Source organism: Bacillus sp. TH25, from assembly GCF_016650935.1.
Classification (GTDB): domain Bacteria; phylum Bacillota; class Bacilli; order Bacillales; family Bacillaceae_G; genus Bacillus_A; species Bacillus_A mycoides.
Genome location: NZ_JAEKEU010000009.1, coordinates 1223031 through 1237985, shown reverse-complemented (window position 1 = coordinate 1237985; position 14955 = coordinate 1223031). Strand labels below are relative to the sequence as shown.

The 14955-nt window shown below is 31.6% G+C and carries 15 protein-coding genes and 3 pseudogenes; 4 read left to right on the top strand and 14 right to left on the bottom strand.

Translation table 11 applies throughout. The features are described 5' to 3' along the window. Nucleotides 1-481: 481 nt before the first annotated feature. The 11 genes and pseudogenes from JFT89_RS10660 to JFT89_RS10615 form a co-directional block, all read right to left on the bottom strand. Nucleotides 482-1594 (bottom strand): RNA-guided endonuclease TnpB family protein, encoded by a 1113-nt coding sequence (locus JFT89_RS10660; RefSeq protein ID WP_201039935.1) that lies wholly within the window; start codon nt 1592-1594, stop codon nt 482-484. An 11-nt stretch (nt 1595-1605) separates the two neighbouring features. Further along, nucleotides 1606-2004 (bottom strand): IS200/IS605 family transposase, encoded by a 399-nt coding sequence (gene tnpA, locus JFT89_RS10655; protein WP_201039934.1) that lies wholly within the window; start codon nt 2002-2004, stop codon nt 1606-1608. A 215-nt stretch (nt 2005-2219) separates the two neighbouring features. After that, nucleotides 2220-2315: pseudogene (locus tag JFT89_RS10650) on the bottom strand (helix-turn-helix domain-containing protein); the annotation flags it as partial. A 313-nt stretch (nt 2316-2628) separates the two neighbouring features. Further along, nucleotides 2629-3084, bottom strand: a pseudogene (locus JFT89_RS10645) (Rpn family recombination-promoting nuclease/putative transposase); the annotation flags it as partial. Nucleotides 3085-3127: 43 nt separating this feature from the next. Next, nucleotides 3128-3817: a YrrS family protein gene (locus JFT89_RS10640; protein ID WP_201039933.1), complete on the bottom strand. Its 690-nt coding sequence runs from the start codon at nt 3815-3817 to the stop codon at nt 3128-3130. Between the two features lie 238 nt (nt 3818-4055). Further along, on the bottom strand, nt 4056-4490 hold the full coding sequence (locus JFT89_RS10635) for a sodium:proton symporter (protein ID WP_201039932.1): 435 nt from the start codon (nt 4488-4490) through the stop codon (nt 4056-4058). A 715-nt stretch (nt 4491-5205) separates the two neighbouring features. Further along, nucleotides 5206-5370: pseudogene (locus tag JFT89_RS10630) on the bottom strand (DDE-type integrase/transposase/recombinase); the annotation flags it as partial. 23 nt (nt 5371-5393) lie between these two features. Then, on the bottom strand, nt 5394-5888 hold the full coding sequence (locus tag JFT89_RS10625) for a hypothetical protein (protein ID WP_201039931.1): 495 nt from the start codon (nt 5886-5888) through the stop codon (nt 5394-5396). Nucleotides 5889-5941: 53 nt separating this feature from the next. After that, nucleotides 5942-6334, bottom strand: a complete 393-nt coding sequence (locus tag JFT89_RS10620) for a collagen-like protein (protein WP_201039930.1) — start codon at nt 6332-6334, stop codon at nt 5942-5944. A gap of 535 nt (nt 6335-6869) precedes the next feature. Then, nucleotides 6870-6995 carry a hypothetical protein gene (locus JFT89_RS30485; protein ID WP_256508296.1) on the bottom strand — a complete coding sequence of 42 codons (126 nt, stop codon included), beginning with the start codon at nt 6993-6995 and terminating at the stop codon, nt 6870-6872. A 46-nt stretch (nt 6996-7041) separates the two neighbouring features. After that, entirely contained in the window at nt 7042-7260 is a 219-nt protein-coding gene (locus tag JFT89_RS10615) for a hypothetical protein (protein WP_002144183.1), read from the bottom strand. Between the two features lie 364 nt (nt 7261-7624). Between JFT89_RS10615 and JFT89_RS10610 the strand changes: the two genes are divergently transcribed. From JFT89_RS10610 to JFT89_RS10595, 4 genes are all read left to right on the top strand, one after another. Next, entirely contained in the window at nt 7625-8725 is a 1101-nt protein-coding gene (locus tag JFT89_RS10610) for a response regulator aspartate phosphatase (RefSeq protein WP_063218449.1), read from the top strand. Next, entirely contained in the window at nt 8725-8883 is a 159-nt protein-coding gene (locus JFT89_RS10605; protein WP_002144187.1) for a Phr family secreted Rap phosphatase inhibitor, read from the top strand. Before JFT89_RS10610 ends, JFT89_RS10605 begins: the two co-directional genes overlap by 1 nt. Nucleotides 8884-9584: 701 nt before the next feature. Continuing rightward, nucleotides 9585-10259, top strand: a complete 675-nt coding sequence (locus JFT89_RS10600) for a hypothetical protein (protein WP_012259820.1) — start codon at nt 9585-9587, stop codon at nt 10257-10259. A 146-nt stretch (nt 10260-10405) separates the two neighbouring features. After that, a protein-coding gene (locus JFT89_RS10595) for an IS3 family transposase (protein WP_201039536.1) occupies nt 10406-11736 on the top strand; the annotation gives its coding sequence in 2 pieces (ribosomal slippage) (nt 10406-10790 and nt 10790-11736; 1332 coding nt in all). A gap of 243 nt (nt 11737-11979) precedes the next feature. On the opposite strand, the gene JFT89_RS10590 is transcribed toward JFT89_RS10595, so the two are convergent. From JFT89_RS10590 to JFT89_RS10580, 3 genes are read right to left on the bottom strand one after another with little or no spacing between them, the layout of a single operon-like run. Further along, nucleotides 11980-12693 carry an ABC-2 family transporter permease gene (locus JFT89_RS10590; protein ID WP_201039929.1) on the bottom strand — a complete coding sequence of 238 codons (714 nt, stop codon included), beginning with the start codon at nt 12691-12693 and terminating at the stop codon, nt 11980-11982. A 15-nt stretch (nt 12694-12708) separates the two neighbouring features. Then, nucleotides 12709-13434 carry an ABC transporter permease gene (locus tag JFT89_RS10585; protein ID WP_201039928.1) on the bottom strand — a complete coding sequence of 242 codons (726 nt, stop codon included), beginning with the start codon at nt 13432-13434 and terminating at the stop codon, nt 12709-12711. 2 nt (nt 13435-13436) lie between these two features. Next, the gene (locus JFT89_RS10580; protein ID WP_201039927.1) at nt 13437-14342 is read right to left on the bottom strand and encodes an ABC transporter ATP-binding protein; all 906 of its coding nucleotides are present in this window, start codon (nt 14340-14342) and stop codon (nt 13437-13439) included. Nucleotides 14343-14955 lie beyond the last annotated feature (613 nt).

The following is a 14955-nucleotide window of genomic DNA, read 5'->3' as shown; positions in this document are numbered from 1 at the left end:
AATCCACCTGTATAAATATATGTATATAAAGACGAGAATTGATATTTTAAAAAGGTAAAATATTACCTTTTATTAGTAGAATGTTTTATCTCCATATTTTTATTATTGAAAAAACTAACCGTTAAATCAAATGCAAATATACATATCGTTATTTCTTAATTGTAATATATAAAGAACCACCACTTCTAAATGGAACGCTATGCATGACCACCGTCATCCTAGTTCAGCGCTAATCTATTAGCAAAACAGTGGATCCTCATTTTGAGTGCCTTCTCTTTTTATCTTTTTTTTCAACAATGTTTTGCTAATTTAATATTCAGTTGTATGCAGTGTTGTCACCCGTGAACTACCCGCCACTTAACGTCCTAACGGACTGTTTGAAGTGGGGGCTTCTCGGTTAGTCGTTACTTTTGATAGCTAACGAATTCGTCCTAAGACAGCCGAGCTAACTCCCTTGTTCCAAAGGTTATTTTATTGCTATTTATGCTAACGCTAATAGGCGTATTGCTTCATTTTTGATATTGATAGCTGCGTTATAATCTCTATCGAGATTTACACCGCATATGCAAGAATAGACTCGTTCAGACAATGTCATATTTTTCACATTTCCACAACTACTACATGCTTTTGTGGAAGGAAACCATCTGTCTATTTTCACAAGTTGTTTTCCTTGTTCGTTTAGTTTATAAGCTAAGAAAGAAGTGAACATACCCCACCCATTATCAGCGACACTTTTTCCAAAATGAAGTGCTTGCGACATTCCTTTCATATTTAGGTCTTCAATGGCTACAACATCAAAATGAGTAGCCAACTCTTTAGACTCATGATGAAGGAAATTCTTACGTTGGTTAGCTACTTTCTCATGTAACTTAGCTACACGAATACGTTGTTTATTCCAGCGCCCAGAGCCTTTATTGCGTCTTGCTAATACTCGTTGTGCCTTTGCTAATTGGTCCAACATGTTACGATAGAACTTAGGATAATTGGCTTTCTCATCCTCAGAACTAACGTATAATCCATCCATCACAAAGTCTAATCCAACAACTGTTTCTACTTCTTTTTGTACAATCTCTTTTTCGTATTCAGTCAAGATGGACACATAGTATTTACCAGTAGATGTCATAGAAATCGTACATGACTTGATAATATGGTCTTGTGGTATCTCTCTATGCTGTTTGAAACGTACCATTTTCAGTTTTGGCAATTTGATATGATCATTAAGCAACATAATATTTCCGTTTACTACATTCGTTGTATAAGACTTTCTGTCTTTTTTACTTTTGAATGTCGGAAAGTCATTTTGACCACTAAAAAAATTCTTATAGGCAGTTTGCAAGTTTAATTGAGCATTTGCCAAAGCTAATGAATCAACTTCTTTTAACCACTCAAATTCTGTTTTATATTTCGCAGGAGTTGGAAGCTTTTGTTTCTTTAGTTGTTCCTTATCATCTTTGTATTTTTCGTACGCTTCTTTCCGTTCAGCTAACATTCTGTTATACACGAAACGTACACAACCGAAGGTTTTACGCATAAGATATGCTTGTTCTTCTGTTGGATACAAACGGAATTTATATGCTTTATTATGCTTTGTCATATCATTTCACCTCACTTTTCACCTTGATTTTCAATATATTCCTTTACTACGTCTATTGGCGAACCACCAGTAGTTAGTAAACAAAAACTTCTTGACCAAAACATTTCTTTCCAGAGTTTCTTTTTCACTTGTGGAAAGTCTCTCTTGATTAGTCGAGAACTTGCACTTTTATAAGCATTGATGAATTTTGTCATTTCTGTATTCGGATGTGCCTTGAACAAAATATGAACATGGTCTACATCATGATTCCATTCAACCAGTGTTATGTTGTAATTCTCGGATAACCTGATAAACATGTCTTTTGCATAATCTGACATATCATCATCAAACACATTTCTTCTGTATTTTACGACCAACACAAGATGATAATACAACAAGAACACTGAATGATTATTGCTGTCTAATTTCATTTATATACCAACCTTTGCACTTTATAAGACTGATTATATCAGAGGCAAAATAAAAAGCAAAGCCTTTTGGCTACGCCAAACCGAAATTCATCTCCCACCTACCGCTGGGCTACGCCCTTCATGCGCTTGAGGAAGGAGAATTCTTTCGAGGAATTCGTTAAAAAATCAGTGGTCTTTTATTTAGAGAAGAATTTAGCTAATTAATTTCATGTTTTGAATACAAAGCGATTGCAACCAATGGTTTTAGCAATTAATATTTCTTGATTCTTATTTAGATAGATATGAAATTTATATGCTTTACTTACTAACATAGGGTGCACCTCACCTTTTTATAGGATATCTACAGTATATAAAAAACGTAGGCTTACGCCTACTGATATTCATCTCCCACCTAAAATTAGTGTTTCACACCTTTATATTTTTGAGGAAGGAGTCTTCTGTCAGAAACCGAAAAAAAATGAGATACTCCCATTTTTTTCAGTCTTGGATTATTTCGTTTTTATTAGCTTGATAGTGATGTTTCCGTATCCCCTAAAAATAGAAAAAGAAGATTGAGACATCTCATCTTCTTTTCAGGCAGAGTTAGAGAAAGCATTTTATTGGATAAAATGCTTTCTCTAAGAACTAGCTCTGCAAAAATCGCTGTATTTCTATTTCTGGTAATCCTGTAAGCTTTGCAATGTCTTCTACAGACACACCATTTTTATGCATGCCTCGAATGAGTTGCATCTTTCCTTGCTCAACCCCTTGTTCGATTCCCTTTTTAATTCCTTGTTTTCCTGCATGAGCAAATTTTACTGCCTCATCCATTAAGGCCTTTTCTCTTGCTTCATATGCTTGACGGAAAGAAGAATCTTGACTCATACGTTCCCATTTATTCATTGCTTTTTGTAAAAACGGATCTCGGTTCATGGCAATATCCCCCAATGTTTGTGTAAGATGTTCATCTTCATTCTCAGGTAATAATAATAACCAACGAACAAACGAATCTTCCCCCAGATTGACTTTCTCTTCGCGCCATTGCTGCATCAACTTTGGAATCTCTACTATATGAACTTCTATATCATCACTTAATAGCTTAGTCGCTCACAACAAGAGAGGATAGCATTTACATTTTGCTTATTTATTTTACCACTTGAACAGATACTGGTTTCCAGCCCTGATTCTCTACCCAATCAATATCAACCTTATATTTTTTATTACTTTGCTTATCTCGTACATTACCGTAGGCTTTATTTTCACCATTATTTCCAATAAAATCAAAAATCAATTGACCCTCTGGAACATCAACAGCATAAGAAATTGCTTTTTTCATCTCATTCCAATCTACTGTTCCTTCTTTAAATTTCATTGCAGGTTTTGCTCCTTGCCCTGTACCAATTGGCTTCCAAGAAGGATTAGTTTGAGAACCCTTTTCTTGAGATGCCGTTTTTTCTCCCTCTTTATTTTCATTTTCGCTCGTTTTTACCGATTTTTCTGCTTTTTGTTTCTCTTCTAACAGTGCTGCTTCTCTCTCTTCACGTTTCTTCTCTGCTTCTCTCTCCTCACGTTCCTTCTCTTCTAACTGCGCTGCTTCTTTCACTTCACGTTTCTTCTCTTCTAACTGCGCTGCTTCTTTCTCTTTATGTTTCTTCTCTTCTATCTTTGTTGCTTTCTTTTCTTGAGCAATTGCTTTCTTTGATGTATCAGAAGGGGAAAACAACTGGTATGTCACTATACCAACTGTCACTAATACCAAAGTAAATGCATTATTAAAAATCACCTTTTTACGACGATTTTGTTGTTTTTCTTGAAACCTGCTTCCTTGTCCCATTTTTTAAACCTCCGAGTTTATTTTCTCTTCTAATCTTTATGCATTATTCTTATAATTCTTAATATTTTCATTAAACAATGGAAATGAATTACAATTCCCATACAAGATTTCATATCATAATAAAATTTGTGTTGTTTCAAGCATCTGACATATGTTATTCAAAAATATTTTATTACATTATAAATTGATAAGCATCTGTTCGTAAGAAACCTTCAATTTTATTCAAAGGTGATTCCAATTACGTCCACATTAGATCTCCTGTAGAAATCTTTTTAACAATTAAGCCCCTTCTTCCCTTATTTATAATTTTCAAATTAAACTGCCCTCTATGGTACAATAAAGATGTGTTGTTTTCTACTGGGGTATGTCGTAAAATCAAAAGGGATTTTATCTCTTTTACCTTTTTTTCAGAGTAACTTTCACCACTAGGAGACTCTATTATTCCTAATGTAATCTTTAATTCGCTTTCATCAAAAATCCAATCTTTATTAAGTTCCCTTATCTTTTGTATAAAGCTTCTTTTGGTTTTTCCTATATAGATCAATGTTTCATTCTTATCATATACTCTAGAGATTGCAAATATTCCCTTCTTAAAAGCTTCTTCTCTATTATAAAAATCATTTAAACTATACAATCCATACCATTTAATATGTACTGTTTCTATTAACCTCACCTCATTTTTATGATAATATTATAATTTCTGAATGTTCAAATTATTATGGGTACATAGCCTTGATTACTTGAATTATAAATAGTGCTTTTCAATAATACATTTTATTATTACTAATTTCAATAATGAATATGTACATATGTAGTATTGGATGGCCGCAAAAAAACATGGGAATTTAAATCAATCCCTATATCAAAATGAAAATAAAAAACACCTGTGATATACACAAAGTGCTTTTCTCTTGTCAATTTATCTATTTTCTTTTTATAACTCAAACTCCTTCGAATCGTACTTTTCTAGAGTTTGCTGCAATTCATTTTTTTCATATGGAATATGTTTATCTGTCTGTATATCTTCAACATTTTCTCCACCCGCTAATAATCTCCTGTACTTAAAAGAGTGCCCTGTTAATAATGGTGTAATTATGGTGTATGGCCCTCCTTTTGTTTGATTACTTGTATCATAAAACAAGTATCTGAAGCTGATATGTGGTCTACTTTACTGATAAAAATAACAAATAAAAAAGGAAACCTGCATGTTCGTTATAGTGATTTTCATGTTATATATACTCATATAAATTTATTAATATGCAATATTACATATTAGGTTCCTGTATCTTCATGATATTGATGTATTTATGATACTTTTATCTTCATATTTAGAAAGGAATACTATTGTACGTTGAAAAGGCGGAGTCTCTTTGAAGACTTCGCCGTTATTTATATAGGGCATGAATGGTCTCGATACCTTTTATCGTACGTGAAGCATGACGAAGATTTTGAAATCCTGCAGATTTAGCAAAACGTCTCTTGACATGCCTATGATCCTGGTCAATAAGATGGCTAAAATTTTTGATTCTACAATGGATTGTAGTTTGATAAACCGAGAGACCCTTTAGAATAGAAATCACTTTTGACACAAAACAATGATTTTATATGGTGTAGTTTGAGCTGGTATACTCATTGTTGTAAAACTATAAATAGCTATTAAATTTCGATTTACAAGATTACCTGTAAAGAATTGACCATTTGTTAATAAAATTTGAGTAGAAGGAGAAATATTTAATTTTAATTTTCCATCACTACTCTCCAACTGTTCATTAAAATAGTCTACTTTTACATTTTGATGCGGTGTATATTTCGCCATAACAATCGCTTGAAATTGTGGTGGAAAAATGAGAAGAGCAGGAGCGTTAGCATCGTAAAACCCAGTTACTTTATCTCCTACTACTACCGTTGCATAGTCGATAAAATACGTATTTGGTTTCACTACAAAATTTATTAGATTCCCATAACCATTATCTACGGACATTAATTTATTACATCCTATATCTTCGTTTGACCCTGTTACAAAATCGTTAATCATAGTTATTGTACCATCAAATGATTGAAATTTTTTCATTCAAATACCTCTTTTGTTTATATAATTAAACCTCTATCGTTACTCTATAATTTTTAAAAACATGTAAATGAAATAATCCTTCTCGTATCAATTCCAAAAATAACCCAAAACCTACCGTTCCATCTAAAACCAGCAACAGACCTTGGTCCTACAAAAATTGGGAAATACCAAAACTGTTCACCATTACTAAGCCATATATAAGTATTTCGAAATAAACATAATGAAATTGCTCCTGGATCAACAGCAAATGGTGAAGCAGTTGATTGTTGAGGAATAAATGATGGGGGAGGAGATGTTGGAGCTTGTGAACTTTGCTGTCCTGGAAAACTTGGTACACCCGGAAAACCTGGCATTCCAGGTATACCTGGAATCTGAGGACCAGGGAATTGACGATCGAAGCATTGATCATAATTTATATAAGGATAATATATTGAATCATTATACATTTAAAAACCACCTCTTTATTTTTAAAACCCTCTAAATTATTAATATGTAATGTTGTTCGTATAGGAAGCTTATTCGCTTCCTATACGAACAACATTTTAAACAGGAAAGTATACCTATACCCTTTTTTTTCGGTATGGGGTAATGGAAATTCCAGTGTCATCTTTGCTACTACGCCCTGTTACCAATCAAACATGCACAATGTAGAAATATGGCCCGATTGTTGAATAACATGACTGGTGTTTTTTAAAGAACCTTATTTTGTTTTAAACGACTTTATTGTAAATTAAACAACCTTATTATCTCTGTACATGTTAAGTTTTGTTCAACATACGTGTACGTACTCGCATTTAGTACGACAATTGTGGTCAGGTAATGCCTGTCCACATAAAAATTGCAATATCAATGTACGATTTAATTGTCACAAATAATATATTTCAAACCAGAAAAAACGACCTACAATGAATTATGATGCCTCTTCTCTTCACTTGTCGGTGCTTTCCTGTAAATGAATCTTTTTCTGTCAAACAAATAGTATTAAGTCCCCCTCTCCTTGCCTAAAATAACGATTCCTTTCATTCGCCATCCTTCTCCTTTACTATTTTTGCAGTATTTTATCATTTTTCTATTTGAAGCAAAGGCTACATCCTCATTTCTACGCAAAATAAAAACGCCTCCTGTAAAGAAACGCCCCATAATATCAGTTTTTTTATCCTTCTAAATGACTTATTATATATCGCTGCTTATTTATGTCTTGACGTTTTAAAGCCGTCACTAACTCTCGATTAACATCTGATACTGGTAACGGTTCTCCGTATATATCAAACAACTTTATTCCTAACTGACTTATAATCTTTATATTATTACGATTCCTACTCTCTTGTGTATAACTAATGATAGTGCGTAAATTAATCCCAAAACTTATCATACTAACCAACGCCCCTTTTTCATTATAAATAGATATAGGTATACTTCTATTTATCTTCGTGGAATCCCTTGAAGTTTAATATCGCTATATATTTCTCAATACACTAGCGGTGTATACCATCTCCGTTTCTGTCATAATTCTACGCCACCTCCTATAAGAAAAATTAAGTAGGAACGGTTTAAACATCTAAAAAATCCATCGACGAAACTCATACTTTCTTATATTTTGTCGCATTAAATAAAGTATGGACACTCGATTGATTCAGAATATTCTGTATATTTATGAAAAAAACTCATAGTGAAATTTAAAGTATCTAATTCCTGTTATTATCAGAATAAGCCTATACGGAGAAAAGGGGGATATTATGACTGTTCAAGAAAAAAGCAATGAGCAATTGATGAAAATATTAAATGAATGGTATGAAGAAATCCGTTCATATCATGAAAAAGAAGCAAAACAAACATATCTAAAAGTACAAGAAAATTTAAAAGGAATAGAAACAGACCAATATTTATCATTCTATTATTCACTACTGAATTTTAGATATAAGGTCTTGGTAGATGGAATGAGTATTACTAAAGATTCTTTTAATAAAATAGAAGAGCTCCCTAATATCAAAGATGAATTTTCATTTTTAGCTTACTACTATCATTTCTTTAAGGCAATCCACTCTACAATTATAGCAAATTATACTGAAGCGAGAACACATTTTGAAAAGGCGGAAGAACTTTTAATTGATATACCTGATGAAGTAGAAAAAGCCGAGTTTAAGTATAGAATTTCAACTTACTTTTATCAGTCTTATCAACCATTTGAAGCGATTCAACATGTAGTAAAAGCGAAAGAAATATACCTGAATCATGTAGGATATGAAATCAATATTGCTTTATGCGACAATGTATATGGTTTAGCTTGTATAGATCTAAGAGAGTTTGAAAGAGCTGAAGAATGTCTCAATACGGTTATTGATGTTTTTAAGAAGTATGATAAAGAACATTTATTATTAAGAGTACGTTACAATTTGGGCTGGTTATATAATATTCAAGATTTATATCCATTGGCGATCCGACAGAGTTCTGAAATTATAAATAAAATACCGAACCATTTTAAAGCATTATTTGTCTTAGCAAGAGCATATTATAAATTAGAAGGCGTTGAAACAGCAAAATCATATATCGAACAGGGAATGAAATATACAAATGAATCCGGAAATGAGGAATATAAGCACCGTTTCGCAGTTTTAAATGAACTAATCACAGAACTGCCTAGAATTAAACTAGAAAAAGTAGTTACTGATGCAATTTCTTATTTTGAAAAAGAGGGCATGTGGGATTGTGTAAAAGAACATGCAGAGATTTTAGCACTCCAATTTTACCAGGCAGATAATCATGTTAAGGCGAGCAAATATTTCTACATTAGCAATAATGCCAATAAGAATCATTTGAGAAAAGGAGCGTTAAAGTAATGAAAAAAATAAAAAAAATTGTATTAAGTATGGTAGTAGTAAGTGCATTAGCATGTAGCATGATTAGTTTACATGTATCACAACCTTCTTCCTTTAATGGTGGAGATACACCATCACCCACAATACCGAGTGTCTCTGTTGAAGTATCTATTGATTAACGTAATATCATTTGTCCTGCTTAAATAGTCAAAATATCCAACTTTTAATCCACAAAATTGTTTAATCAAAATGAGAGAAATTGTGAATCCCTAGTCCGAAACAAATGTGTTTCGGACTATTCGCGTTACTATTTTTATTTTGAAAAGGATTGGTTAAAACAAATCTATTCTCTATTTTAGGCATTCTCCCCTCCCCCCAGGAACTACGTATTAACTAGGAAACGAACCCTATTAAACAATTATTAAATCTTCTTTCATCCAAGGCAAAGTAACTACAAAGTTTACTTCTCATTCCTACTACCTTCTCATACATAGATGCCTTTACAACAGCCTTTAATTTATTTCATTTGTTGTTATTCCATTTCTAAAAATTTCTGATATCCCCTTTTGAAAATCCCCTGCATTAATTCCATTTCTATCTCTCACAAATGAATGGTATTGCGTATTATACCCAACCAGTTTATAGATTTTAATAATATTAATTACAAAACCTTCCTAAATTCAAATAGAAGGACTATTTTATTCTGTCAACTCCCCCTATATTGATAAATATGAAATATTCAATTTGTTTGACATTTCAATGACTTATAACAGGAAAATATATACATTAAATGAAACCTAATGTATCTTTGATTTGTAAGTCGTGGTTAGTTGGCCAACTTTCCATGCAATTTAATAATAAAAATTAAGGGGGACCTAAAATGAAACAAGTATTAAGGAAAAGTAAGAGAAAAATGATATATCTAGTTGGTTCACTTCTAATTGCTCTATCAATGTTTGCAACTACAAGTTTTGCAGCTACAGAAGGTGCTGTAAAAAGTGTTACAAATAGTAACTATACCGGGATTGCAGCTGATATAAATCTACCAAAATCAGTTGTTGTTAAGGATGGATATGTGAATTGGTATTTAGGTATTGGAGCCTCTAAAGTTGAGGGTGGTATTTCAAAAACATCAAGTGGATATAAAGTATTTCTTAATTCAGGATATAATGAATCAGGTCAAAACAGTAAGTATTGGAACACACAGTATGATACATCAATTAAAGATGGTGATCGAGTAAACCTTAAACTAGTTAATAACGGAAATGGTACGGTTACTATGTATGTAAATGGAAGTCCTAAATATGTAAATCAACCTGTATATGGTACGTTTTCTCAATATGAACCAGTAAAAATGGTTCAGGGCGTTGAAGATACTGGAAGTAATTCTTTTAGCCAAGCTAGCTTTTCAAACGTACTTCTAAGAGCAGATACATCTGGATCTACCTACAAAAGTTGGAACAGCTCAATTTCTTCCTCATTTTCTCAACACGGTACTTATGGTAGTAATTTCAAAGTTTATTCTCAAGTACCATTAAGCGCAAGTTTACGTTAAGGTTTTTATTTGCATAATAATGTTTGTATGAAAAAAAGTAGCTGCGCTTTAAAATGTACCCTATAGAATAGACACTGAAAAAAAAGTCTATTCTATAGGGTATTTCTTGTATAATGAGAGAAAATTGGGATCGGAGAAAGTTCAAAATGACAAAAAAGCTATTTACAGAAAGAGACATTCAAATTCTATCAAATAACCCCTACATAAAATCTGTAAGTCAGAAAGGTATCACTTATACAGATGAATTTAAGCGTATTTTTATTGAGGAAAATGAGAAAGGAAAACTACCTCGAAATATTTTTGAAGAATGTGGTTTTGATATAGATATGATTGGAATGAAACGAATTATGTCATCAGGAAGTAGATGGCGTGCTGATTACAGAAAAAATGGTGTATTTGGTTTGCGAGATACGCGCCAAAACGCGGGAAGAACTCTTGAGAGAGAGCTTACGTTAGAAGAGAAGTATGCTCGTTTAGAAGCCGAACGGAACTTACTAAAGGCAGAAAATGAATTGTTAAAAAAGATCAAACTTATGGAAGGGAGGATGAGAAGGAAATAACTTTATCACCTAGTCAGAAATATATCCTGATTCGTTCTGTCATCATAAAATATAACTTAAGAAATATGGTGAGTTATTTGTGTAAAGTAGCTGGTGTATCCCGTTCGGGATACTATAATTATTTTTCCATTTCATCTCAAGAACAACGGAAACAAAAGAACAATCAAGATGAAATCGTGAAAGAAATCATATTAAAAGCACTTCGATTTAGAAATCGAAAGAAAGGGGCTCGTCAAATAAAAATGACATTGGTGGGTCATTTTCAAGTTGTCTACAATTTAAAGCGTATCCGTAGAATCATGAAAAAATATGAGATTGTCTGTCCGATTCGGAAAGCAAATCCTTATAAAAGAATGCTGAAAGCTTCAAAAGAACATCGAGTAGTGCCGAATCAATTAAATCGAGAATTTAAACAAAACACCCCAGGAAAAACGCTTCTTACAGATATCACTTATTTAGTTTACGGTAAGAATAAAAGAGCTTATTTATCTACAATTTTAGACGGCTCAACCAATGAAATTTTAGCTTACCATGTTTCAGAACAGATGACATTAGACCTCGTAACAACAACTCTTCATAAACTAAAACGGAATAAGAGGATTCGATTGACTGAAGGTGCATATATTCATTCAGATCAAGGAGCCCACTACACAAGCCCTACCTACCAAAAATTAGTCAAAAAGCTAAAGCTCGGACAATCTATGTCAAGAAGAGGGAACTGTTGGGATAACGCTCCACAAGAATCATTTTTTGGTCATCTGAAAGATGAAGCACATATAAAACCTTGCGAGTCTTTTACTGAGTTGAAACAAGAGATTAAGAAATATATGACGTACTATAATCACTATAGATATCAATGGAATTTAAAAAAGATGACTCCTGTTGGATACAGAAATCATCTTCTTGATGTTGCCTAACTTTTTTCAAAATGTCCTTTACAAAGGGTACAGATTACTTTTGTGCAGCTACTTTTTTTAAATAGAGTAAATTAGTAATAGATATTCGAGTGACCATAAGTGACATCTATCATACTTTAGCTTCTTCGAATTCAATAACATTTGATCCGCATGTCTTATTAATTGGCTTAACGTATCGAGATCCATATTGTAGTAACTACAACATGTTTTATTATTACTAATGCTACACTCCTCATTGTAACCTTAATTCCATCTCATTGATTTTTTATTATATAAAGTAGACAACATCAATATACAACTTAGTAATGATAATAGATATACAAAGAGAATAATATACAATTGTTTTGTTTCAATGCCATCAATATAAAGACTCATAATTGGATATGACCAAGGGAATAGTATCCAATAGTTTGTATGAGAGATAAAAAAGCTACCAAGTCCACCTATAACCCCTACTAATAATGAAAGTAACGGGATTTTATAAAATATTATATTTATTAAAAAATGTAGATTCACAATAATTAAAGAGCTAATTACCATAAAAAGTATAGAAAAACTTAAACTTTGATAAACAGTCCCGAGATTATCAACCGTTAATACTATAGGTATACTCGTTATGATTAAAGCACATAGTAAATAACCAAAAGTAATTATTAAGCAAAATAAAAACTTATTACTTAATATAGTTTTTAAAGTGATCCCGTGATAAATAGCAGACATATATCCTTTTCTTCTGAATTCGTTTACAAAAGAAAATGACACTAATAGACCTATCGCAATAGGTAAAAATAACCTACAAAAAAGGCTCAGAATCGCTATATGCATGAAAACGCTATCTTTTAATTGAGACGATACAGTTAGTAAAACTTGAAAACTAATTGGAATCAACAGAAATACTAGTAACAGGATATACAATCCATTATGAAGACTTTTTTTATATTCACCTAAAATACCCACTTGTTTCACCCTTTATTATTCATATGTATAATATTTAAAACTCACAGACAATAACATAATTCCTAAAATATATATTGAAGAAATTGCAAGATATAATAAAATAATTGTTTCTTTAAACGCTACGTCACTTACTATATTCAATGAATAAAAGATTGGAAATGTCTTTGTAAATATTAAAGGGAATAATCCATATGTTATAAAGAAAAAAAGCCAAATAACTGACAAGGATGCCGCAAGAATTCCCTTTTTTATAATTAAATGAAAAAGCAATTGAGAATATGGTATTGCTAGAGATAAAATCGTACAAAGTATCAACATTTTTAAAAAATAAAGTATTGATATTTCATATCCATTTATAAAAGTATAGATACCCATAACCAAAAAATTCGAAATATTAAAGACCAAATAGAACAGTATAAACATTAAATTTTTAGTTACCAATAATTTAAGTTTCGAAATGGGCTGTGTATAAATAATGGCCCAAGTACCATATTTATTTTCCGAAGAAATGATAAAATACCACATACAAGCAGAAAAAATACTTAACGTTAGTGTATTAAAATTTACTGTAATTGCTATAAGATTTGTAGATTGAAACATGTCGGGATGATTCTTATTAAAAATAAAATAACTTATACACAAAAAGCTTGATAATAACGAAAAAAACAAAGAGATTAATAATAATTTTCTCCCACCAATTTTTCTCATCTCACTATTTACACTTTTAAAGATAAATTGCATTATTATAATAACTCCTTTTGTTTAGTGAAAGATAAAAAAACTTCCTCTAATGTTGGCTTTTTAGGGCTAACTTCAAAAATATCTATATCATTTCTAATTAATATTCTGGTTAAACTAGGAACACTATCTTGATCTATTGTTATTCTGAATACCCCTTCTTTTTCAATACTATAAGGTATACCTTCATTACTTAAAATTCTTTCTGTAGAAGTAGTAGTATTAACATGAATGATATATTCTCTAGAAGTAATAATACTGTCTAATTTCCCTTCATAGAGTAAGCTACCCTTATGTAGTAATGCTATGTGATCTGCTATCATTTCAATTTCAGCTAAATTATGACTAGAAATAAATATAGTCTTCCCCTCATTTTTTACCAAATGAAGTAATAAACGCCTTATCTCATGTACTCCCTCTGGATCTAATCCATTTGTTGGCTCGTCAAGAATTAGTATTTTAGGGTTATTAAGAATAGCAAAGGAAATACCTAGCCTTTGTTTCATTCCTAAAGAAAAATCTTTAACTTTTTTATCTTTTGTTTTATATATTCCTGTAGTTTTTAATACTCTATCTATTTCATCTAAAGATTTATTAATCATTTTTTGTACATAGGCTAAATTTTCATATGCTGTTAGATTAGGATAATAAGTAGGTGAATCAATAAAACAACCCACATTTTCAAATAATTCTTCTTTCCATTCTTTTATATCTTTATTATCAAACAATATCGTTCCCTCATCTGATGGAATTAATCCTAATAACATTCGCATTGTTGTTGTTTTCCCTGCACCATTTGGTCCAATAAAAGCATATAAACTTCCTTCTGGAACAGATAAGTTTATATCCCTTACAATGGATTGATTTGCAAAAGACTTTGTTAAATTTTTAGTTTGAATTGCTAATTTCATTTTGTCCCTCTCTCTCATCCCCGCATGAAATTAAGTATCGATTTTCGTATAATCAGATTTACAGAAGATATCATTCAAGTTAATTTCACCATAAAAAGGGATTTATTAACTCAATTTCTTTTGTTTTCTAAGGCTTCACCAAAAAAGTTTAATACAAAATTAATTTGATATATTTAATTACTATTGCAACCATTGGAGCCTCTGCTGCTGTTGGAAGTTCTGGGATGACTGCCGTGGCTTCTGCCGCAATGATTGCTTCTTCTCCAGAATTAGGTCGCATGGCATGTAGAAGAATTTATCCTGAGCATTAATATCAATCTACGTAAAAATGGCCACCGGAAAAAGTTAATGATTCTCAAACATTAACTGATGATCAATGGGTTTGGTCTTAATATAAAACTGTATTTTTTCTCTTATTGAAAAGAATTATTTGTTTTAGTTAATTTCTTCTGTTAGTAATATGAAGAATTGAAATATTATCCAACCAACTAAATGTATAAACCTTTTAATCGAAAAGAACTTGTAGATAAAACTACAAGTTCTTTTTAATTTTCCAAACGTTAAGGAGAAGTAAACGAACATTCAAAACTTCATATTTATAGACCAATCTGTT

What these genes read in the sequence shown, in the direction of transcription:
- JFT89_RS10660 (WP_201039935.1), bottom strand. Translation starts at nt 1,594, where the DNA reads ATGACAAAGCATAATAAAGCATATAAATTCCGTTTGTATCCAACAGAA.
- tnpA (WP_201039934.1), bottom strand. Translation starts at nt 2,004, where the DNA reads ATGAAATTAGACAGCAATAATCATTCAGTGTTCTTGTTGTATTATCAT.
- JFT89_RS10640 (WP_201039933.1), bottom strand. Translation starts at nt 3,817, where the DNA reads ATGGGACAAGGAAGCAGGTTTCAAGAAAAACAACAAAATCGTCGTAAA.
- JFT89_RS10625 (WP_201039931.1), bottom strand. Translation starts at nt 5,888, where the DNA reads ATGAAAAAATTTCAATCATTTGATGGTACAATAACTATGATTAACGAT.
- JFT89_RS10620 (WP_201039930.1), bottom strand. Translation starts at nt 6,334, where the DNA reads ATGTATAATGATTCAATATATTATCCTTATATAAATTATGATCAATGC.
- JFT89_RS10615 (WP_002144183.1), bottom strand. Translation starts at nt 7,260, where the DNA reads ATGATAAGTTTTGGGATTAATTTACGCACTATCATTAGTTATACACAA.
- JFT89_RS10610 (WP_063218449.1), top strand. Translation starts at nt 7,625, where the DNA reads ATGACTGTTCAAGAAAAAAGCAATGAGCAATTGATGAAAATATTAAAT.
- JFT89_RS10605 (WP_002144187.1), top strand. Translation starts at nt 8,725, where the DNA reads ATGAAAAAAATAAAAAAAATTGTATTAAGTATGGTAGTAGTAAGTGCA.
- JFT89_RS10600 (WP_012259820.1), top strand. Translation starts at nt 9,585, where the DNA reads ATGAAACAAGTATTAAGGAAAAGTAAGAGAAAAATGATATATCTAGTT.
- JFT89_RS10585 (WP_201039928.1), bottom strand. Translation starts at nt 13,434, where the DNA reads ATGCAATTTATCTTTAAAAGTGTAAATAGTGAGATGAGAAAAATTGGT.
- JFT89_RS10580 (WP_201039927.1), bottom strand. Translation starts at nt 14,342, where the DNA reads ATGAAATTAGCAATTCAAACTAAAAATTTAACAAAGTCTTTTGCAAAT.